A 20,911-nucleotide genomic window follows, 5' to 3' on the forward strand; every position below is an offset into this window, starting at 1 on the left:
ATGCCGCTGCGTGCCATAAGCCGTGACGCGCAGGTCCGGGTCCTCTTCATCGAGGACTCCCCGGAGGATGCGGACCTGATCCGTTTCCAGCTGGAGGATGCGCACCTGGACGCCGAGTACCACCGGGTCGAGGACGAGGAGAGCCTGCGCGAGGCGCTGGCCGGGTTCAAGCCGGACATCGTGCTGTCGGACCTGAGCATGCCGGGCTTCTCCGGCCACGATGCGCTGCGCATCGTGCGCGAGCATTCGCCGCAGGTCCCCTTCATCTTCGTCTCCGGCACCATCGGCGAGGACGTGGCGGTGGCGGCGTTGCGCGAGGGCGCCAGCGACTACATCCTCAAGAACAGCAGCGCCCGCCTGCCGGCGGCGGTCGAGCGCGCCCTGCGCGAGGCACGCACCGAGGCCGACCGCCAGCGCGCCGAGCGCGAGCTGATGCGCACCCAGCGCCTGGAGAGCCTGTCGCTGCTGGCCGCCGGCCTCAGCCACGACCTGCGCAACATCCTGCAGCCGCTGCTGATCGTGCCGGACCTGATCGCCCAGCGCAGCGACGATCCGCGGCTGAAGCAGCTGGCGGCGGTGGTGGCCGAGTGCGGGCGCCGCGGCCACGAGATGGCCGAATCCATGCTGTCCTTCGTGCGCGGGTCGCGCCGGGCCGCCGAGCGTTTCCGGGTGGCCGACCTGTTCCATGCGGTGGAGCTGCTGCTCAAGGGCAGCCTGCCGCGCAACGTGCAGTTCGAACGCCGCCTGGAAGCGGCCGATGCCGAACTGCATGGCAACTACACCGAGCTGCAGCAGTGCCTGCTCAACCTGTGCCTCAACGCGGTCCAAGCCATGCCCGATGGCGGCCGCCTGGAGCTGGTGGGGCGGCTTGAAGGCGAGCAGGTGGTCCTGACCGTGGCCGACAGCGGCGTGGGCATGGACCAGCGCACCCTGGAGCAGCTGTTCACCCCGTTCTTCACCACCAAGAGCGACGGCACCGGACTCGGCCTGGTTTCCTGCCGCCGCATCGTCGAAGGCCTGGGCGGCCAGATCAGCGTGCACAGCGTGCCGGGCGAGGGCACACGCTTCGACGTGCGCCTGCCGGTGCCCTCCGAGCCGGCCGAGGACGAGTTCGGCATGGCGTCGGCCGTGCCCGGCCAGGGCGAACGCATCCTGATCGTGTTCCGCGATGGCACCCGCCTGTCGCTGCTCGGCAACGCCCTGGGCAGCCAGGGTTACGTCACCGAGCTGGCCAGCGACGGCGCCGCGGCGCTGCGTTCGTTCGCCGAAGCCGGCGAGCCCGACGTGCTGGTGGTGGACGACAGCATCGCCCTGTTCCCGGCGACCGCGCTGCTGTCGACCATGTACGAGGCCGGCTACCGCGGCCCGACCATCCTGGTCGGCGACGCCGAGAAGTTCGACCGCTCGGTGGTGCCGGAGGGCGTGGTGCTGGAGATCCTGCCGCAGCCGCTGGACATGCACCGCCTGTTTGCCGCGGTTGCCGGCGTGCTGGCCAGGCGCAACGCCCGCTGAGCGTCCCGCCATGGGGCGACGCGCGGCACCGCGCGCCGCGATGGAGCCCGCCTATACTCCCGCCATCTGCCAAGGGAGGCTGTATGGGGATCACGGCGCGGCGCCGTTTCGGCGTGCTTGGGGCGATTGTGGTCGTACTGGCGGGCCTGCTGGCCTCCGGATGCGGCCGTGATCCGGGTGGGCAGCTGCCCCAGGTGGGCGGCGAGAAGCTGCAGGCCACGCGCGAGGAGGTCACCGGCTTCGGCCTGGTCCGCGCCTGGGCCGACCAGCACGAGGGCAGCCTTGCCCTGGCCCTGGAGTTCTCGCAGCCGCTGGTCGGCACCCAGGACTTCGATGCGTTGCTGCAGGTCGAGCCCGCGGGCACCGGCAGCGACGGCAGCGGCTGGACCCTGTCCGACGACGGCAAGGTGCTGCGCTATCCGTTCGTGGAGGCCGCGCGCGACTACACCGTGACCCTCACCGGCACGCTGCAGGCCGCCGCCGGCGACAGCCTGGCCCCGCCGCTGCAGAAGACGGTCCACACCGGCGAACTGGAAGCGGCCGCCGGCTTCGCCTCGCAGGGCAGCGTGCTGCCGGCGCGAGAGAGCCGCGGCCTGCCGGTGGTGTCGGTCAACGTCGACGAGGTCGATGTCGAGTTCCTGCGTGTGCGCGAGGACGCGCTGCCGCGCTTCTTCGCCCAGTTCCAGCGCGGCGGCCGCCGCGGCGGCTGGGAACTGGACAACGACTACGGCGAGGGCGCGCCGCTGCGCGAGCTGGCCGAACCGGCCTACCTCAACCGCTTCGTGCTCGGCGGCGAGCGCAACCAGCGGGTGGTGAGCCACCTGCCGGTGCAGGACATTGCCGAGCTGCAGCAGCCGGGCCTGTACTTCGCGGTGATGCGCCGGGTTGGTCGCTATTCGGATTCCTACGACACCGCGTTCTTCACCGTCAGCGACATCGGCCTGCACGCGCGCGCCTATGGCGAGACCATGTACGTGCACACCGCCTCGCTGCGCGACGGCGCGCCGCTGAAGGGCGTGGAGCTGCGGGTGCTGGATGCCAAGGGCCAGCCGATCCTCAAGTCGGCCACCGACGGCAACGGCAACGCGCTGCTGGACTACCGGCTCGATGCCGGGCACGTGCTGGTCGCGCGCCGCGGCAAGGACGTCTCGCTGCTGCCGTTCAACCAGCCCGCGCTGGACCTGTCCGAGTTCCCGGTCGCGGGCCGCGCGCAGGCGCCGTTCGACGTGTTCGCCTGGTCCGGCCGCGACCTGTACAGGCCCGGCGAGACCCTGCGCATCTCCGCGCTGCTGCGCGACTTCGACGGTCGCGCCATGCCCGCGCCGAAGGATGGTGCCGGGCAGCCGCTGTTCCTGCGCCTGAAGCAGCCGGACGGGCGGGTGTTCCGCGAGAGCCGCCTGGACGCGGGCGAGCAGGGCTACTACGCCTTCGAGCAGGTGATCCCGGACGACGCGCCCACCGGCCGCTGGCAGGTGGAGTTCCGCACCGGCCCGGCCAAGGGCCAGGCGGTGCAGGGCATGACCCTGCGCATCGAGGAGTTCCTGCCGGAGCGGCTGAAGCTGGACCTGTCCACCTCAAGCGCCGGCGAGGCCCTGGCCCCGGGCAAGCCGCTGCAGCTGCGCGCCGAGGCCGCCTACCTCTACGGCGCGCCGGCGGCGGGCAACCGTTTCACCGCGCGCATGGCCCTTGCGGTGGCGCGCGAGCCGGTGGTCGGCTGGCCGGGCTACGCCTTTGGCGATGCCACCGTGGACCTGCCGCGCGATCCGCGCGACGTGCTCGACACGGAGTTCGACGCCAACGGCCGCCTCGAGGCCGACCTCGAGCTGCCGGAGGAAGCGGCGCGGGCGAAGACCCCGGTCAAGGTCACCGTGCTGGGCGAAGTGCACGAGAGCGGCGGGCGCCCGGTCAGCCGCAGCCTGCAGCGCGTGCTGTGGCCGGCCCCAGCCCTGGTCGGCGTGCGTCCGCTGTTCGAGCCGGCCGATGGCGCGCCGGCCGAGTCCAATGCGGGTTTCGAGCTGGTGCGCGTGGATGCGCAGGGCAAGCCGCAGCCCGCCAGGGGCCTGGAACTGACCCTGGTGCGCGAGCTGCGCGACTACCACTGGCGCCGCGACGACAGCGGCGGCTGGAACCATGACTTCACCCGCCGCTTCGAGAATGTCGAGACGCGCAAGCTCGACGCCGGCACCAGCCCGGTGCGCTTCGACGTGCCGGTAGCCTGGGGCGAGTACCGGATCGACGTGTTCGATCCGGCCACCGGCCTGACCATGCGCTATCCGTTCCATGCCGGTTGGAGCTGGGGCGACGACAACCGCGGCGCCGATGCGCGCCCGGACAAGGTCAAGCTGGCCCTGGACCGCACCGCCTACCGCGCCGGCGACACGTTAAAGGTCACGGTGACCCCGCCGCAGGGCGGACGCGGCGTGCTGCTGGTCGAGAGCGACCGGCTGCTGCACGTGCAGGACATCGAGGTGCGCGGCCAGGCCGGCAAGGCCGCCGCCACCTTCGAGATCCCGGTGACCGGGGACTGGGAGCGGCACGACGTGTACGTCACCGCGCTGGTGTTCCGTCCCTCGGCGGTCGATTCGCTGGTCGCCCCGGCGCGCGCGGTGGGCGTGGTCCACGTGCCGATGCGCCGCGACGAACGCCGGGTCGCGGTCGGCCTCAAGGTGCCCGGCCAGATCCGTCCGCAGCAGGACCTGCCGGTCACGGTCAGCGTGCCGCAGCTGGCCGGCAAGCGCGCCCACGTGACCGTCTCGGCGGTGGACGCGGGCATCATCAACATCACCCGCTTCCCGGTGCCGGATGCGGCCGCGCAGTTCTTCGGCCAGCGTCGCCTCGGCAGCGATGCCTACGACGTCTACGGCCGGGTGATCGGCAGCTACGAGGGCGGCACCGCGCGCCTGCGTTTCGGCGGCGACATGGCGCTGCAGGCGCTGCCGCAGGCACGCCGGCCCACCGCACGGGTGCAGACCGTGGACCTGTTCTCCGGTCCGGTGCAGCTGGATGCGAAGGGCAATGCGCGCCTGGACCTGCCGCTGCCGGACTTCAACGGCACCGTGCGCGTGTCTGCCCTGGTGTACGCCGACGCGCACTACGGCAAGCGCGATGCCGAGGTGGTGGTGCGCGCGCCGGTGGTGGCCGAGGCGGGCATGCCGCGGGTGCTGGCCCCGGGCGACCGCGGCACGGTCAGCCTGGACGTGCAGAACTTCAGTGGCAGCGCCGGCGAGTTCCGGGTGCGGGTGGAGGGCGAAGGCCCGCTGGATGTCGGCAATGGCGAACGCCGCATCCGCCTGGAGGACGGCGCCAAGGCCACGCTGGAATTCCCGCTGGCCGCGCGCCCGGGCAGCACCGTGGCCAAGGTCCGCGTACGCGTGGACGGCGGCAGCTACGTGGTCGACCGCCGCTACGACCTGCCCGTGCGTCCGGCCTGGCCGGGCGTGCTGCGCGCCCAGACCCGGGTGCTGGAGGACGGGGCGACGCTGTCGCTGGACGGCTCCCTGGCCGAGGGCCTGATCGGCGACACCGTGGACCTGCGCCTGCGCATCACCACCACGCCGCCAATCCCGTATGCCAGCGCGCTGAGTGGCCTGCTCGACTATCCCTACGGCTGCGCCGAGCAGACCACCAGCAAGGGCTACGCGGCGCTACTGATGGAGCCGGGCACCGCGGCCCGGCTTGGCGGTCCCTCGCTGCCGACCGGGCAGCGGCGCGCGCGCGTGGAAGGCGCGATCGGGCGCCTGGTCGCGATGCAGGGCGCCAGCGGCCACTTCTCGATGTGGGGCGGGCAGGGCGACACCGAGCCGGCGCTGACCCCGTACATCGCCGAGTTCCTGCTGGATGCGCGCGAGGCTGGCTTCGTGGTCCCGGCCAATGCCCTGCAGAAGGCGCTGGACCGCCTCTCGGAGGACCTGCTCTCCGGCGATCCGCAGTTCTACGGGCGCGACCACCGCGAGCACCTGCGCTTCGCCTACCGCGCCCATGCCGGCTACGTGCTGGCGCGGGTCAACCGCGCGCCGCTGGGTACGCTGCGCGCGCTGTACGACCAGGAAAAGGGACGCAGCCTCACCGGCCTGCCGCTGGTGCGGCTGGGACTGGCGCTGGCGCTGCAGGGCGACGTGCGTCGCGGCGATGCCGCGATCGCCGACGGCTTCGCCCTGGATCCGGGCAAGCGCCCGCGCTGGCTGGGCGACTACAGCAGCGCGATCCGCGACGACGCGCTGATGGTCGCGCTGCTGCACGAGCGCGAGCGTGCCGTGGCGAAGTTCGACGCACGGGCCATGGAGCTTTCGCGCGCGCTGCAGTCGCGGCGGTCGGCTGATGGCAGCGGACGCTTGTGGCTGAGCACCCAGGAGCAGATGGCGATCGCGCGCCTGGGCCGCGCGTTGCAGGCCGGCGATGGCCGGCAAGTCGCCGGCCAGTGGCGGGCAGGGCAGGTGGCCGAGGAGGTCGGTTCCACCGTGTTCGCGCGCGCGCTGGACATGGCGGCACTGGCTTCCGGTGCGCGTTTCCAGGCCCACGGCGGGCCGTATTACGCCAGCATCGAGGTGGCCGGCGTGCCGCGCCAGCCGCCGGCCGAGGACCGCAGCGTGGCCAGCGTGCGCCGCGACTGGTTCTGGCCCGACGGCCGCCGCTGGAGCGGCGGCACGCTCAAGGAAGGCCAGGTGCTGGTGGCCCGGCTGAGCGTGGAGGCGGACCAGCCGATGCCTGACGCGCTGGTCACCGACCTGCTGCCTGCCGGCCTGGAGGCGGAGAACCTCAACCTCGGCGACCCCGCGCAATGGGAAGGCATCAGCATCGACGGCGTGTCGTTGTCCGAACGCGGCGGCGAGGCATCGATCCGCCACGAGGAATACCGCGACGACCGCTACGTGGCGGCGATCACGCTGCGCGGCGGCATCGCGCGCCTGTACTACCTGGTGCGCGCGGTCACGCCCGGTACCTACGTCGTGCCGCCGCCGCAGGTGGAGGACATGTACCAGCCGACGCTGCGCGGCACCGGCGTGGCGCGGCCGGAGCAGATCACCGTGACCCCGCCCTGAGCGGCGGGTCGCGGGAATAGAAAAACCCCGCCGTGAGGCGGGGTTTTCTTCAAGGCTTAATCCCCTTGTGGGGAATCAGTCCAGCGGGGTGATATTGGAGGCCTGCGCGCCCTTCGGGCCCTGGGTGACCTCGTAGCTCACGCGCTGGCCTTCCCTCAGCGAGCGGAAGCCCTTGGCATTGATCGCGGAAAAGTGCGCGAAAACGTCCGCGCTCCCGTCTTCCGGCGAGATGAAGCCAAATCCCTTGGCGTCGTTGAACCACTTGACGGTACCGTTGGCCATGATGCTGCTTAATCCTTGCGTTTAGATGGAGATGCGGCGGCCGCCGCGAGCGCGAGTATGCAAATACATGCGCCGGCTGACAATCAGTTTCGTCAATCAGTTTCTGCTGTTACCGGTAACTTTCAGCTCGCGTTTACCAGGCTGCGAACCAGGCCCGGAATCCCCGCCGAAGCGGCAGCGACATTCGCGAGCACCTCGTCGAGCGTGATCTCGGCGGCATCGCCGCAGCCGGCCGCCCAGTTGGCGACGATCGCGAGGCAGGCGTATTCCAGGCCCAGTTCGCGCGCCAGCGCCGCTTCCGGCATGCCGGTCATTCCCACCAGGTCGCAGCCGTCGCGGCGCATGCGCGCGATCTCGGCATTGGTTTCCAGGCGCGGGCCCTGGGTGGCGCCGTAGCAGCCGCCATCGACCAGCTCCAGCCCCGTCCCCGCCGCCGCTGCAAGTACCTCGCTACGCAGCCCTGGGCTGTACGGCTGGCCGAAATCCACGTGCAGCGGTTCGCCTTCGCCGTCCCAGAAGGTCGAGTCGCGTCCCCAGGTGTAGTCGATCAGCTGGTCCGGGCAAGCGAGCACGCGCGGGCCATACGCATCGGTGATGCCGCCGACGGTGTTGAGCGCCAGCACTCGGCGCACGCCGGCCTGGTGCAGGGCGTGCAGGTTGGCGCGGTAGTTCACCCGGTGCGGCGGCAGCGCGTGGCCCTCGCCGTGGCGGGCGAGGAAGGCGACGCGCGCATCGCCCAGGCGGCCGATGCGCACCGGGCCGGACGGCGGACCGTACGGCGTGTCGAAGCTGCGGGTCTGGACGTCTTCCAGGGCGGCCAGGCGGTACACGCCGGTGCCGCCGATCACGGCAAGGGCCAGCTCCACCGGATCAGTCCTTGAGCGCGTAGATGGCCGGCAGGTTGCGGCCCTGCTCGTAGTAGTCCATGCCGAAGCCGAACACGTAGCGGTCGGGCAGGTGCAGGCCTTCGTAGTTGGCGCGCACGCCGTCGACGCAGCGGTCGTGGTCCTTGACCGTCAGCGCGGCGATGCGCACGTCGGTGGCGCCCTGTTCGATGCACCAGCGGCGCACTTCCTTCAGGGTCTGGCCCTCGTCGAGGATGTCGTCGGCGATGAGCACGCGGCGGCCGTACAGCGAGGTGGCCGGGCGGTGCTTCCACACCAGCTCGCCGCCCTGGTTCTGGCCGCGGTAGCGGGTGGCGTGCATGTAGTCGAACTGCAGGTCCAGGCCGCGCTTGCCCAGTTCGAGCGCGAGCTGGCCGGCGAACAGCATGCCGCCGTGCATCACGGTCAGGAACACGGGGACGAAGCTGTCGCCCATGCGGTCGGCGGGGACGTCGCCGATGTAGTCGCGGGCGATCTCGTCGGCCATGCGGGAGATGGTGGCGTCGATGGTGGGCCGGTCGACCAGCAGGTCGGACTTGGCCAGGACTTCGGAAATGATGAGCGGAGTGGACATCGGATCAGGCTACAGGATGGGAAGACGGATGTGTTGTCGCGGTCAGGCGGCGGAAGGGGGCAGGCGGCCGCGGGCGCTGGCGTGGCGCGCGTCGGCCAGCAGGCCATCCCAGCCGAGGGCGCCGCGGCCGACCAGGCCGAGCAGGGCGGCGGTGTTGAGGCGGCGGTCGCGGACAGCCTCCAGCGATTCGGCGACCAGTTCCGGATGGCAGACCAGCACCACGTCGCAGCCGGCATCCAGGTGCGCCAGCACGCGGGTGCGGACCCCGCCCACGCCGTGCGCGGCGGCCATGCCGATGTCATCGGAGAACACTACCCCGCGGAAACCGAGTTCGCCGCGCAGGAACCGTCCGATCCAGAACGGCGAGTAGCCTGCCGGTTCCGGGGCGATCGCCGGGTACTGCACGTGGCCCATCATCACCGCGTCGGCGCCGGCCTCGATCCCGGCCACGAACGGCACCAGGTCCTCGGCGCGCAGCGCTTCCAGCGGGCGCGGGTCCACCGCGTGGTCGAAGTGGGTGTCCTCGAGCACGGTGCCGTGCCCGGGGAAATGCTTGAGGGTGGCGCCCATGCCCACCGAATGCATGCCGCGCACGTAGGCACGGGTGAGCTCGGCCACCACCTGCGGCTCGGCGGCGAAGGCGCGGTCGCCGATGGCACGGTTGCCGCGGCCCAGGTCGACCACCGGGGCGAAGCTCAGGTCCACGCCGCTGGCGCGGATCTCGCTGGCCATCAGCCAGGCGTGCTCCTCGGCCAGGGCCAGGGCGGCCTGCGGGTCGCGGGCGTACAGCTCGCCGAGGCGCTGCAGCGGCGGCAGCTCGCTGTAACCCTCGCGGAAACGCTGCACGCGGCCGCCTTCCTGGTCCACGCAGACCAGCTGCGGACGCGGGGCGGCCTCGCGGATGGCGGAGGCCAGTTCGGCGACCTGCGCGCGCGAGGCGAAATTGCGCTTGAACAGGATCACGCCGGCGACTGCATCGTGCTGCAGCCAGTCGCGCTCCTGCGCGGTCAGTTCGGTGCCGGCGACGCCGATCACGAGCATGCGGGGGAACTCCAGGGCGCGCGGGGAAGCGCGGCGGGCATTGTCGCAGATAGGGGGCAAAGGCCGCGACGAGGCCGGGGCAGGGAGCTCAGGCGTCGGCGCCCGCGCGCTCGGCCTCGCTCCACTGCGAATACGGGCGGTCGGCCAGGGCCAGGTTGTAGTAGCGGCGCAGCTCGGTGACCTCGGCGCCCAGCCAGTCCGGGCAGGCGAAGGCCTCGTCCACAGCGTCCAGCTCGATCTCGGCCACCACCAGGCCGGCGTTCTCGCCCTCGAACTCGTCGATCTCCCACAGGTGGCCGCCATGGCGCACGTAATGGCGCTGCTTGCGCACCAGGCCGCCCACGCACAGGTCCAGCAGCTGGCGGGCGTCCTCCACCGGTACCGGGTAGTCGAACTCCAGCCGGCTGGGCCCGGCCTGGGCCGACTTGATGTTGAGGAAGGCGGCCTCGCCCTCGATCCGGACCCGGATCGAGGCCTTCTGCCCGCCACCGGCCAGCACGTCCAGGTCGTTGAGGTAGCCCTGGGCCATGGCCTGGGTGCGTTCCACCGCCGCGCGCCAGCCGTCGCCGGCCAGCAGGAACTTGCGTTCGATCTCCACGCCCATGGCGGCGCGACTCCTGGGTTGGGGGGCGACATGATGCCAGCGACGGCCTTCGGCGGGGCCACGAGGCCGCCTGGATCATGGACGCTCCGGGCCCGGTTCGTGTATTAAACCCGCTGCCCTTGCTTCCGGACCCCGGACTGCCGCATGCAGAAAGACAGCACGATCCGCCTGCTCATCGTCGACGATCGCGTGGAGGATGCGGAGGCGGTCGTCACCGCCCTGCGCAACGGCGGCATCGCGGTGCGGCCCCTGCGCCCGCAGGGCCCGGCCGAGCTGGCGCAGATGGTGGCCGGGCAGCTGGTGGACCTGGTGCTGGCGAGCAATTCCACCAGCATGCCGCTGGAGCAGGTCTGCGCCCAGGTCGCCGCCAGCGGCAAGGACCTGCCGCTGCTGGCCCTGGTGGACCGGATCGACGATGCCGCGGTGCTGTCCAGCCTCGGCAACGGCGTGCGCGCCCTGGTGCTGCGCTACCGTGCCGAGCACCTGCTGGCGACCATCCGCCGCGAGTGGTCCGACCTGGAGGCGCGCCGCGGCCTGCGCCGGCTGGAGGCCCAGCTGCGCGAGACCGAGCGTCGCTGCGACGCCCTGATCGCCTCCTCGCGCGACCCTGTGGCCTACATCCACGAGGGCATGCACATCCGCGCCAACGATGCGTACCTGGAGATGTTCGGGTTCGAGACGTTCGAGGACGTGGAGGGCATGTCGCTGCTGGACCTGGTCGCGGCCCAGCACATCGACGGCTTCAAGCAGCTGCTCAAGTCGCTGTCGCGCGGCGAGCCGCCGCCGGCCGAATACCTGATGGAGGCGCGCCACCTCGATGGCACGACCTTCCCGGCGAAGATGGAGTTCGCCACCGCCACCTACGAAGGCGAGGCCTGCGTGCAGGTGGTGTTCCGCCGCCGCGAGGAGCTGGACCCGGAGCTGGCGCGCGAGGTCGAGGAACTGCGCCAGCGCGACCAGGTCACCGGCCTGCTCAACCGCCCGACCTTCATGCGCCTGCTCGAGGATGCGGTGGCCCGGGTCGGCCGCGACGGCGGCCAGTACGGCTTCCTGCTGCTGGAGCCGGACCACTACGCCCGCCTGCTGCCGGACATCGGCCTGGATTCGGCGGACAACCTGATCGCGGCCTTTGCCGAGCGCCTGCGCAGCACCCTGGACCCGGAAGTGCCGGTGGCGCGTTTTGGCGAGCACAGCTTCGCGGTGCTGGTCGATGGCAACCACGCCCGCACCCGCGCCGTGGCCGAGGCCCTGCGCGACGCGATCGCCACCCACGTGTTCAGCGTCGGCGCGCGTTCGGTCGCGGTGACCGCCAGCATCGGCGGCGTGCAGGTCGGCGAGAAGATCGCCAGCGTGCCGCAGATCCTGTCCAAGGGCAGCCACTGCCTGCACGCCTCGGTGGAGATGGGCGGCAACAGCGTCCAGGTGTTCGACCCGGGCGCGGCCGACCGTGCCGAGGAAGAGCGCATCGCGCGCTGGGTCGAGCGCCTGCGCGAGGCCCTGGCCGGCGACGGCTTCGTCCTGCACTACCTGCCGGTGCTCGGCCTGCAGGGCGACGGCGGCGAGCTGTACGAGGCGCACCTGCGGATCGAGGTCAACGGCGAGCTGGTACGGCCCTCGGCCTTCGCCGCGATCGCCGAGGAGCACGGCCTGCTGGGCGAGATCGACCGCTGGGTCGTGCGCCAGGCGATCGCCACCCTGGGCGAGCGCGACCGCGCCGGCCGCAACACCCGCATCCTGGTGCGGATGTGCCCGGACTCGTTCGCCGGCGACGGCATGGCCACCCTGATCCGCACCGAGCTGGCCGCCAACGGCGTATCCGGCGACCGCCTGTGGCTGGAGGCGCCGGAAGCCAAGGTGTTCACCCACCTGCGCGATGCCCAGCAGTTCCTGTCTGCGGTATCGGCGCTGGGCTGCCGCGTGGGCCTGGAGCAGTTCGGCTCGGGCCTGGACTCGTTCCAGCTGCTGGCGCACTTCCGCCCGGCCTTCCTCAAGATCGACCCGGACCTGACCGAGGACCTGTCCAAGGCCGGCGGGGCGCTGGACAAGGTGCGCGAGATCACCGCCCGGGCCCAGGCCGACGGCATGGCCACCCTGGCCGAGCAGGTCGGCGATGCCCACGCCATGAGCCAGCTGTTCACCCTCGGCGTGGACTATGTGTCCGGTGACTTCGTCGCGCCGGTGGGCCCGGCGATGAACTTCGAGTTCGGCTGACCGCAGGCGCTGCCTGCGGCCAGCCACCACCACCACCAGGGTGGAGGAGGACCGCATGCAGCCGTCGCGTTTCGAAACCCACGTCGTCGAAAACCAGCCGCCCGCGTTCGCCCCGCGCGACCTGTGGGGCGACGACCTCGCCCTGCGCGAGGCGGTGGTACGCGGAGGTGCCGGCGCCTTCACCGCGCGCCTGCAGGCCTACGGCGCCCTGGCCGGGGACGAGCTGTACCGGCTCGGGTTCGACGCCAACCGCGACCGGCCACGCCTGCGCACCCATGATGCCCAGGGCCGGCGTATCGACCTGGTCGAGTTCCACCCGGCATACCACCGCCTCATGGAGCTGGCCAAGGCGCACGGCGTGGCCGGCCTGTCCTGGCACGAGCCCGTGCCCGGCGCGCAGGTGGCGCGCGCGGCGCTGGCCTACCTGCACCACCAGGCCGAGGCCGGCACCAGCTGTCCGCTGACCATGACCCATGCCGCCGTGCCGGTGCTGCGCCAGGCGCCGGCACTCGCGCAGTGGGCGCGCCTGGCCGCGGCGCCGGCCTACGACCCGCGCGACGTGCCGATGGCGGCCAAGACCGGGCTCACCCTGGGGATGGGGATGACCGAGAAGCAGGGCGGCTCGGACGTGCGCGGCAACACCACCACCGCCACGCCGCTGCCCGGCAGGGAGGGCTGGCGGCTGGTCGGGCACAAGTGGTTCTTCTCCGCGCCGATGTCCGACGGTTTCCTGGTGCTGGCGCAGACACCCGACGGCCTCGGCTGCTTCCTGCTGCCGCGGCGCCTGCCCGATGGATCGAAGAACGCGTTCCGGCTGATGCGGCTGAAGGACAAGCTGGGCGACTGGTCCAACGCCTCGTCCGAGGTCGAGTTCTGCGACGCCCTGGCCTGGCCGGTGGGCGAACCCGGTCGCGGCGTGGCCACGATCATCCCGATGGTGATGCTCACCCGTCTGGACTGCATGCTCGCGGCCGCGGCGCAGGCGCGCATGGCCATGGCCCAGGCCGTCCACCACGCCCGCCATCGCGTCACCTTTGGCCGGGTGCTGGTCGGGCATCCGCTGATGGCCAACGTGCTGGCCGACCTGGCGATCGAGTCGGAAGCGGCCACCGTGTTGGCGCTGGACGTGGCCGCGGCGGTGGAGGCGGGGCAGGGCGATGCCGGGGCCGCCGCCTACGCACGGGTGGCGACGGCCGTGGGCAAGTACTGGCTGTGCCGGCGCGCGCCGGCACTGGTCAACGAGGCGCAGGAATGCCTGGGTGGCGCCGGCTATGTCGAGGAATCGCTGCTGCCGCGGCTGTACCGGCAGGCGCCGCTGAACTCGATCTGGGAAGGCAGCGGCAACATCCAGTGCCTGGACGTGCTGCGCGCGCTGGCGCGCGAACCACAGGTGGCGCAGGCGCTGCGCGGGGCGCTGGAGCGGGCCGCGGGGTTCGATCCGGTGCTGGCGCGTGAAGCCGAAGCGATCGGGCGGCAGCTGGCCGCGCCGGCGGCGGAGCTGGAGGTGCGTGCGCGCTATCTGGTCGAACGCATCGCCCTGGTGCTGCAGGGCGCGGCCCTGCATGCGGCGGGCAGCCCGGTGGCCGAAGCGTTCGTGCGCAGCCGCCTGGACGGTGCCCACGGACTGGCCATGGGCACGCTGCCGGTTGATGTGGATTTCGCTTCGGTGCTGGAGCGGGCGCTGCCGTAGCCGCGCCCGCGTACCTCAGTCGAGGAACTGCAGCTTCGCCAGCTCGGCGTAGAGCCCGCCCTGGGCCAGCAGCTGTTCGTGGGTCCCCTCGGCCACGATCCGGCCCTGGTCCATCACCACGATGCGGTCGGCCTGCAGCACGGTGGCCAGGCGATGCGCGACCACCAGGGTGGTGCGGCCGCGCATCAGGTTCTGCAGGGCGTGCTGCACCGCGCGCTCGCTCTGCGCGTCCAGCGCACTGGTGGCCTCGTCGAGCAGCAGCACCGGCGCATCCTTGAGCAGGGCACGGGCGATGGCCACGCGCTGCTGCTGGCCGCCGGACAGGCGCGCACCGCGCTCGCCCAGCTCGCTGTCGTAACCCTGGGGCAGGGCGGTGATGAAGCCGTCGGCCTCGGCCGCCACGGCGGCGGAACGCACCTCGTCGTCGCTGGCCTCGAGCCGGCCGTAGCGGATGTTGTCCATCGCGCTGGAGGCGAACAGCACCGGCTGCTGCGGCACCAGCGCGACATTGGCGCGCAGTTCGGCCGGATCCAGTTCACGCAGGTCGACGCCGTCCAGGCATACCCGGCCGGACTGCGGATCGTGGAAGCGCAGCAGCAGCGACAGCACCGTGCTCTTGCCCGCGCCCGAGGGGCCGACCAGGGCCACGGTCTCGCCCGGGCGCACCTCCAGGTCGAACCCGTCCAGCGCCGGCGCAACCTCGCGCCCGGCGTAGTGGAAGCGGACGTCCTCGAAGCGGATCGCGCCGCGCACCGGCTGCGGCAGCGGCTTCGGACTGGCGGGCGCGGCCACCGCCGGCTGCTCGTGCAGCAGTTCGGAGATGCGGCCCATGCCCCCGGCCGCTCGCTGCAGTTCGTTCCAGACCTCGGCCAGGGCGCCGACCGAGCCGCCGCCGATCAGCGCGTACAGCACGAACTGGCCCAGGGTGCCGGCGCTCATGGTGCCGGCGACCACGTCGTGCGCGCCGGACCAGAGCACCAGCACGATCGCGCCGAAGATCAGCACGATGGCCGCGGCGGTCACCATCGACTGCGCGGCGATGCGCCGGCGCGCGGTCGCCACCGCGATCCGCAGCGCCTCGCCGAAACGCTCGCGCTCGTACGGCTCGCGTGCATAGGCCTGGACCGTGCGCACCGCGCCCAGGCTCTCGGCGGCCAGCGCGTTGGCGTCGGCGACCCGGTCCTGGCTGGCACGCGAGGCCTTGGACAGGCGTCGCGCGCCGAGCACGATCGGCAGCACCGACAGCGGGATGCCGACCAGCGAGTACATGGCCAGGCGCGGGCTGGTGACGAACAGCATGGCCAGGCTGCCGACCACGGTGACGCTGCTGCGCAGGGCCACGGACATGGTCGTGCCGATCACGCTGCGCAGCAGCTCGGCGTCGGCCGACAGGCGCGAGACCAGCTCGCCGCTGCGGCTGCGGTCGTGGAAGGCCGGGTCAAGCCCGATCAGGTGCCCGTACAGGCGCTGGCGCAGGTCGGCCACCACCCGCTCGCCGAGCAGGGACACGAAGAAGAAGCGCGCGGCGGTGGCCAGGGCCAGCGCCACCGCGACCACGAACAGCACCGCGAAGGCCTGGTTGATCGACTCGCCGCCGCTGAAGCCGCGGTCGATCATGTGCCGCACCGCCACCGGCAGGCTCAGGGTCGCGGCCGAGGACAGCGCCAGCGCGAACAGCCAGGCGACGAACAGGCCGCGGTGGCGGGCCAGGAACGGCCACAGCGTGCGCAGGCTGCCAAGCCGCTGCAGGCGGCTCTCCGAAGAGGGGGTTTCGCTCACTGGATGGCTCCGGGGACGGCGACGCGCACGCGGTCGCGGGTGGCGTCGCGCAGGCGCGCGCGCAGGGATGTGGCCTGGTCGGCCGGCAGGCGCAGGCCGAGCCGGGCGCCGTCGGCGACGAAGCTCTCGGAGGTCTTCTCCGCCGCATGCGCCGCCAGCGCGGCGTGCACCGCGCCGAGGGTGTCGAACGGGCACTCGACCTCGAGCTCGACCATCTCCACCAGCGGCTGGCGCGGCGCCACGCGCAGGCACTCGGCGGCGGCACCGCCATAGGCGCGCACCAGGCCGCCGGCACCGAGCTTGATCCCGCCGAACCAGCGGGTCACCACCACCGCCACCCGGTCGTAGCCCTGGCCATCGATCGCGGCCAGGATCGGGCGCCCGGCGGTGCCCGCCGGCTCGCCGTCGTCGCTGGAGCGGTAGTCCTGGCCGATGCGGTACGCCCAGCAGTTGTGGGTGGCGTCGGCGTGGGAGACGGAGGCTACGAAGCCGAGCGCCTGTTCCGGCGAGGCGACGGGCGCGGCGTTGGCGAGGAACCGGCTGTGCTTGACCTCGAGCAGGTGGCTGGCCGGCGCGGCGAGGGTATCGGTCATCGCCGCCATTCTAACCGGCGGCTGCAAGGGCACCGTCGTGGTTCAGTCCGTTTGCGGCAGCAGCGGGCGCAGGTCGTCCGGGACTTCCAGCTGCGGGTAATCGCGCACGAACCATTCCAGGCTGGCGCGCGCGCCCGCGATGTCACCCTGGGCCTGCAGGTCGCGGATCCACTCCAGCCAGGCCTGCGGATCGTGTGGGAAAGCCACGACCACGCCGGATGGCGGTGGCTGGGCCTCGTGCACCGGCGCAAGCGCCGGTGCAGGCAGGGCTTGCGCAGGCGCCGCCACCGCAGTGGCCGGACGCGCCGCGCGCAGTTCGCGCTGCTGCCGGGCACGCCGGGCATGTTCGCGCTCGCTGTCCCGGGCCTCGCGGGCACGGTCCTGCTGCTCCTCCGCCATGCGCGCGGCCTCGGCGTAGCCGGCGACCTCCGCGGGCTGCGGCGCGGGCGGGGCGGGTGGCGAGGGAAGCGGTACCACCTCGTCGGCGACGGCTGCGAAAGGCGGCGGGGGAGGCGGAGGAGGCGGAGGTGCGGGCGGCTCGAACGACGCCGCGCCAGAGGCGAGCGGCGGTGGCGTTTGCAGCTCGTTCCTGACCTTGGCCGAGGCCCCGCCTGCGGAGCGATCCGTGCCGTCGTTGCCGGCGGTGGCCGGCATGGCCTGCGCGGCCTCTTCGGCCTGAGGCGATGCATCCTCCAGCACCGCCGACTCCGCCGCCCCAGCGGATTCCGCTGGCAGCGGCGTGGCAGCCGGCTGCGCCGGCGCCGACGTGCCGGCCTGTTCTCTGACCGGCAGCATCTGCCCGGGCCTCGGCGGTTCGCGCAGCTGCCAGGCCACGCCGAAGGCCAGCACCAGCGAGGCCGCCAGGCCAAGCGGCGCGATCCAGCGGCGCGGGCGGCGCCGGTGCTGGGCCGCGGACCGTGCGGCAGGCGCCGTCGTGGCAGGGCATGCGGGCTGCGCGCGCGCCGCGGCAAGGATGCGCGCGTCGATCCCGGGCGACGGGCCGGGACCAGCGGTGGCCTCCAGCTGGCGCTGCAGCTCCAGTTCCTCCGGCGTCAGCGGCTCGCGGCGGCTCATGCCTCAAGCCTCCCACGCAGGCGGTCCATCGCATAGCGAAGCCGCGACTTCACCGTCTCCCGGCCGACCCCGGTGATGCGTCCGATCTCCTCCAGCGGCAGCTCGCCATGCAGGCGCAGCAGGACCGCCTCGCGCTGTTCCGGTGGCAGTTCGTCCAGCGCCCGGTACAGGCGCGCGGATTCCTCGACCTGGCTGGCATGGCGCTCGGGATCGTCGCCGGAAGCCAGTGCCGCGGTGCGCTGGTCGGCGTCCAGCGGCGCCGGCGGGCGGTGCTTCTGCGCCCGCCAGTGGTCGGCCAGCCGGTTGTGGGCGATGCGGTACAGCCAGGCACCGAACGGCGCGTCCGGGTGCCAGCCATCGCGCGCGGCGATCACCCGCTGCCAGACGTCCTGGAACAGCTCCTCGGCCAGTGCGCGGTCGCGTACGTGGCCCTGCAGGAAACGGAACAGCGGCAGGCGGTGGCGCGCGTACAGCGCCTCGAACGCGGAGGCGTCGCCGCCGGCCCAGGCCTGCATCAGGGTTTCGTCGCCGTGTGGCTCAGCCGCCTGGTCCATGCCCAGCACCCTACCTTGGCCGTGGCCCGGTGCAAGCCGCAGCGCGGCAGGCGGGCAGGGCATTGGCAGGGCGGCGGGCAGGCTCATGCCCGGTACAACGCACGGGCGGGCGAAAAGGGGTCGAGCGGCAGCGGCGCAGGCGCTATGCTGGCCGCCGCTGTAAAGGTTTCCACGGAGCCGATGACCCCAATCCGTCGCCTCGATGCAGTGGCGTCCGCCGCGGGCATGCGCGCGCCCGTGGCACAGGATCGCCTGCATGCGGCCCTGCGGGAGCTGCTGCCGGAGGCGGACTGGATCGCCGCGGGCTGGCGTTGCCCGGACGCGCCCGGCATGGCCGAGGGCGGTGACGGGGACGCACCGGGATTGCTGCAGCGTGCGCTGGACGACGAAGCCGGGCTGCCGCCCGATGTGCTGGTCGAATCCTGGGACGAGGGCGATGCCCGCCTGGTGGTGCTGGCGCGCTGCAAAACGCCGCCGCCCGCGCAACGACTGCAGGCCTGGCGCGTGGCCGCCCGCAGCCTGGTGGAAAGCGGGCTGCAGGCCGCGCGCCTGCAGGCGCGCCTGCAGGCCCTGGAGCAGTCGCGGCGCCTGCAGAAGGCGCTGTACGAGATCGCGGACCTGGCCGGTGGCGAGGTCGAGATGCAGGAGATGCTGGCGCGCCTGCACGGCATCATCGGCTCGCTGATGTACGCGCCCAGCTGCTACATCGTCGAATACGACGACCAGCGCGACACCCTGCGTTTCCTGTACTTCGCCGACGACCGCGATCCCTTCCTCACCCAGGGCACGCGGGAGTGGTCGTCCGACGAGATGGCGGGCACGCTGACCCTGGCCCTGCTCAGGCATGGCCAGGCGCTGCGCGGTCCGTCGCGCACGATCCGCCAGCCGCTTGGCCTGCCCCTGGCCAAGGAGGGGCATGGTTCGGAAAGCCTCGACTGGCTGGGCGTGCCGATGCGCCGCGGCGACCGCGTGTGCGGCGCGATCGTGGTGCAGAGCTACGACCGCGCCGACTGCTATACAGAAGAGGATCGCGCGCTGCTGGGCTTCGTCGCCCAGCACGTGCAGACAACCCTGGACCGGCGCCAGGCCCAGGCCGAGCTTGAGCGGCGCGTGCTGGAGCGCACCCTGGACCTGGAGCGCGCCAACCGCGAGCTGCAGGACGAGGTGGTCGAGCGCCAGCGCGCCGAGCGCCTGCAGCACGCGCTGTACCGCATCGCCGAGATGGCGGTCAGTTCCGAGAGCCCGGCGCAGTACTACGCCAAGGTCCACGCCGCGGTGGCGGACCTGCTGTACGCGCGCAACTTCTACATCGCCCTGCTGGGCGACGACCGCCGCTCGATCGAGTTCGTGTACTCGGTGGACGAGGCCGGCGAAGAACGCCCGCCGCGGCTCCTCGGCAAGGGCCTGACCGAGTACGTGATCCGCACCGGCCGCACCCTGCTGGCGCACCGCGGCGACATCGACGCGCTGATCGCCGACGGCGAGGTGCATGGCCCGGGCAAGGTCCGCGCCAGCAGCTGGCTGGGCGTGCCGCTGCGGCTGGACGGCGAGGTGGTCGGCGTGATCGCGGTGCAGAGCTACGAGCCGGCGATCCGCTTCAGCCGCGACGACGAGCGCCTGCTGTCGTTCGTGGCCCACAACATCGGTACCGGCCTCGGCCGGCAGGCGGCGCAGGAACGCCTTCGCCTGGCCCACGCCGACCTGGAGCGGCGCGTCGGCGAACGCACCGGCGAGCTGGAGCGGGCCAACGAACAGCTGCTGGCGCAGATCGGCGAGCGCCTGCGCGCCGAGCAGCGGCTGACCCACCAGGCCCTGCACGACGCCCTGACCGGCTTGCCCAACCGCAGCTGCCTGCTCGACTCGCTGGCCTCGGCGCTGGAGCGCGCCAGCGACATGGCCGGCGACGTCCCGGGCTTCGCCGTGCTGTTCCTGGACCTGGACCGCTTCAAGGTGGTCAACGACAGCATCGGCCACGCCGCCGGCGACGACCTGCTGGTGGCGGTCGCGCGTCGGCTGGTGTCGGCGGTGGGCAACGACGCGGTGGTCGCGCGCCTGGGCGGCGACGAGTTCGCGGTGCTGGCGTCCTGCAAAGACGGTATCGACGGCGTGCACGAACTGGCCCGGCACCTGCTGTCGGTGATCGGGCAGCCGCTGTGGGTCGCCGGGCGCGAGCTGTTCCCCTCGGCCAGCATGGGCATTGCGCTATGGCATCCGCGCTACCGCAGCGGCGAGGAGCTGCTGCGCGATGCCGACGCGGCCATGTACCGGGCCAAGAACGAGGGTCGCGACCGCTTCGCCGTGTTCGACGAGGCCATGCGCGAGCAGGCCGTGCGCAGCCTGGACCTGGAGGCGGACCTGCGCCGCGCCATCCAGCGCCGCGAGTTCATCCCGTACTACCAGCCGATCGTGCGCCTGGAGGACGGCGTGGTGGCCGGCCACGAGGCCCTGCTGCGCTGGCGCCACGAGAAGCGCGGCCTGCTCTCGCCGGCGGCATTCATCGCCCTGGGCGAGGAGAGCGGGCTGATCGAGCAGGTCGACTGGCTGCTGTACGAGCAGGTCATCGAGGAACTGGCGCGCGGCGGCAGCGACTACATCTCGGTCAACGTCTCGCCGCGCCACTTCCGTTCGCCGGATTTCGCCCGCCGCCTGCTCGGCCTGCTGGACGATGCCGGCGCCGACCCGGCACGGCTGCGCCTGGAGATCACCGAGGTGGCGCTGATGGACGATGCGCCGCGCACCCGGCGCATGCTCGACAGGCTGCGCGACCGTGGCGTGCGCGCGGTGCTGGACGACTTCGGCACCGGCTTCTCGGCGCTGTCCTACCTGCACCGGTTCCCGATCCTGGGACTGAAGATCGACCGCAGCTTCGTCGCCGGCCTGGATGCCGAGGGTGGACGCGAGGAAAGCCTGGCCCTGGTGCGCGCGATCCTGGCGCTGTCGCGCAGCCTGGGCATGGACACGGTGGGCGAGGGTATCGAGACCGAGGCCCAGCGCGACACCCTGCTGCAGCTGGGCTGCAGTGCCGGCCAGGGCTACCTGCTCGGCCGCCCCGCCTCGTGCCGGCGCCGCTGAAG

14 protein-coding genes are annotated in these 20,911 nt (G+C 72.4%); 5 read left to right on the top strand and 9 right to left on the bottom strand.

All coding sequences use genetic code 11. From position 1 onward, the window contains the following. Together PSESU_RS06720 and PSESU_RS06725 are read left to right on the top strand one after the other, a co-directional pair. Positions 1–1,512 carry an ATP-binding protein gene (locus PSESU_RS06720; RefSeq protein WP_013535006.1) on the top strand — a complete coding sequence of 504 codons (1,512 nt, stop codon included), beginning with the start codon at positions 1–3 and terminating at the stop codon, positions 1,510–1,512. Positions 1,513–1,595: 83 nt separating this feature from the next. Further along, positions 1,596–6,551 carry an alpha-2-macroglobulin family protein gene (locus tag PSESU_RS06725; RefSeq protein WP_013535007.1) on the top strand — a complete coding sequence of 1,652 codons (4,956 nt, stop codon included), beginning with the start codon at positions 1,596–1,598 and terminating at the stop codon, positions 6,549–6,551. 75 nt (positions 6,552–6,626) lie between these two features. Here PSESU_RS06725 and PSESU_RS06730 read toward each other — a convergent pair whose 3' ends face one another. The 5 genes from PSESU_RS06730 to PSESU_RS06750 all read right to left on the bottom strand — a co-directional run bounded on the left by PSESU_RS06730 (position 6,627) and on the right by PSESU_RS06750 (position 9,936). Continuing rightward, positions 6,627–6,833 (bottom strand): cold-shock protein, encoded by a 207-nt coding sequence (locus tag PSESU_RS06730; protein ID WP_013535008.1) that lies wholly within the window; start codon positions 6,831–6,833, stop codon positions 6,627–6,629. A 122-nt stretch (positions 6,834–6,955) separates the two neighbouring features. Continuing rightward, on the bottom strand, positions 6,956–7,699 hold the full coding sequence (locus PSESU_RS06735) for an S-methyl-5'-thioinosine phosphorylase (protein WP_013535009.1): 744 nt from the start codon (positions 7,697–7,699) through the stop codon (positions 6,956–6,958). Positions 7,700–7,703: 4 nt separating this feature from the next. After that, positions 7,704–8,291, bottom strand: coding sequence for a hypoxanthine-guanine phosphoribosyltransferase (locus PSESU_RS06740; protein ID WP_013535010.1), 588 nt, complete (start codon positions 8,289–8,291; stop codon positions 7,704–7,706). A 42-nt stretch (positions 8,292–8,333) separates the two neighbouring features. Continuing rightward, positions 8,334–9,332, bottom strand: coding sequence for a beta-N-acetylhexosaminidase (gene nagZ, locus PSESU_RS06745; RefSeq protein WP_013535011.1), 999 nt, complete (start codon positions 9,330–9,332; stop codon positions 8,334–8,336). Positions 9,333–9,420: 88 nt separating this feature from the next. After that, the gene (locus PSESU_RS06750) at positions 9,421–9,936 is read right to left on the bottom strand and encodes a CYTH domain-containing protein (RefSeq protein WP_013535012.1); all 516 of its coding nucleotides are present in this window, start codon (positions 9,934–9,936) and stop codon (positions 9,421–9,423) included. A 144-nt stretch (positions 9,937–10,080) separates the two neighbouring features. Here PSESU_RS06750 and PSESU_RS06755 point away from each other — a divergent pair, with 144 nt between their 5' ends. Together PSESU_RS06755 and PSESU_RS06760 are read left to right on the top strand one after the other, a co-directional pair. Then, complete coding sequence (locus PSESU_RS06755; RefSeq protein ID WP_013535013.1) at positions 10,081–12,147, top strand: GGDEF/EAL domain-containing response regulator; 2,067 nt, start codon at positions 10,081–10,083, stop codon at positions 12,145–12,147. Between the two features lie 55 nt (positions 12,148–12,202). After that, the gene (locus PSESU_RS06760; protein ID WP_013535014.1) at positions 12,203–13,837 is read left to right on the top strand and encodes an acyl-CoA dehydrogenase family protein; all 1,635 of its coding nucleotides are present in this window, start codon (positions 12,203–12,205) and stop codon (positions 13,835–13,837) included. Positions 13,838–13,852: 15 nt separating this feature from the next. On the opposite strand, the gene PSESU_RS06765 is transcribed toward PSESU_RS06760, so the two are convergent. The 4 genes from PSESU_RS06765 to PSESU_RS06780 are packed head-to-tail and all read right to left on the bottom strand — an operon-like array spanning position 13,853 to position 17,837. Beyond that, the gene (locus PSESU_RS06765; protein ID WP_013535015.1) at positions 13,853–15,616 is read right to left on the bottom strand and encodes an ABC transporter transmembrane domain-containing protein; all 1,764 of its coding nucleotides are present in this window, start codon (positions 15,614–15,616) and stop codon (positions 13,853–13,855) included. Continuing rightward, positions 15,613–16,218, bottom strand: coding sequence for an IMPACT family protein (locus PSESU_RS06770; protein WP_013535016.1), 606 nt, complete (start codon positions 16,216–16,218; stop codon positions 15,613–15,615). The genes PSESU_RS06765 and PSESU_RS06770 overlap by 4 nt, the downstream gene beginning before the upstream one ends. Before the next feature lie 33 nt (positions 16,219–16,251). Beyond that, complete coding sequence (locus tag PSESU_RS06775) at positions 16,252–17,283, bottom strand: hypothetical protein (RefSeq protein WP_013535017.1); 1,032 nt, start codon at positions 17,281–17,283, stop codon at positions 16,252–16,254. Next, positions 17,280–17,837: an RNA polymerase sigma factor gene (locus PSESU_RS06780; RefSeq protein WP_013535018.1), complete on the bottom strand. Its 558-nt coding sequence runs from the start codon at positions 17,835–17,837 to the stop codon at positions 17,280–17,282. The genes PSESU_RS06775 and PSESU_RS06780 overlap by 4 nt, the downstream gene beginning before the upstream one ends. A gap of 180 nt (positions 17,838–18,017) precedes the next feature. Between PSESU_RS06780 and PSESU_RS06785 the strand changes: the two genes are divergently transcribed. Further along, a complete protein-coding gene (locus PSESU_RS06785; protein WP_233275259.1) occupies positions 18,018–20,909 on the top strand; it encodes an EAL domain-containing protein in 2,892 nt (963 codons plus the stop codon). Positions 20,910–20,911: the final 2 nt, after the last annotated feature.

Source organism: Pseudoxanthomonas suwonensis 11-1 (genome assembly GCF_000185965.1).
GTDB lineage: Bacteria > Pseudomonadota > Gammaproteobacteria > Xanthomonadales > Xanthomonadaceae > Pseudoxanthomonas > Pseudoxanthomonas suwonensis_A.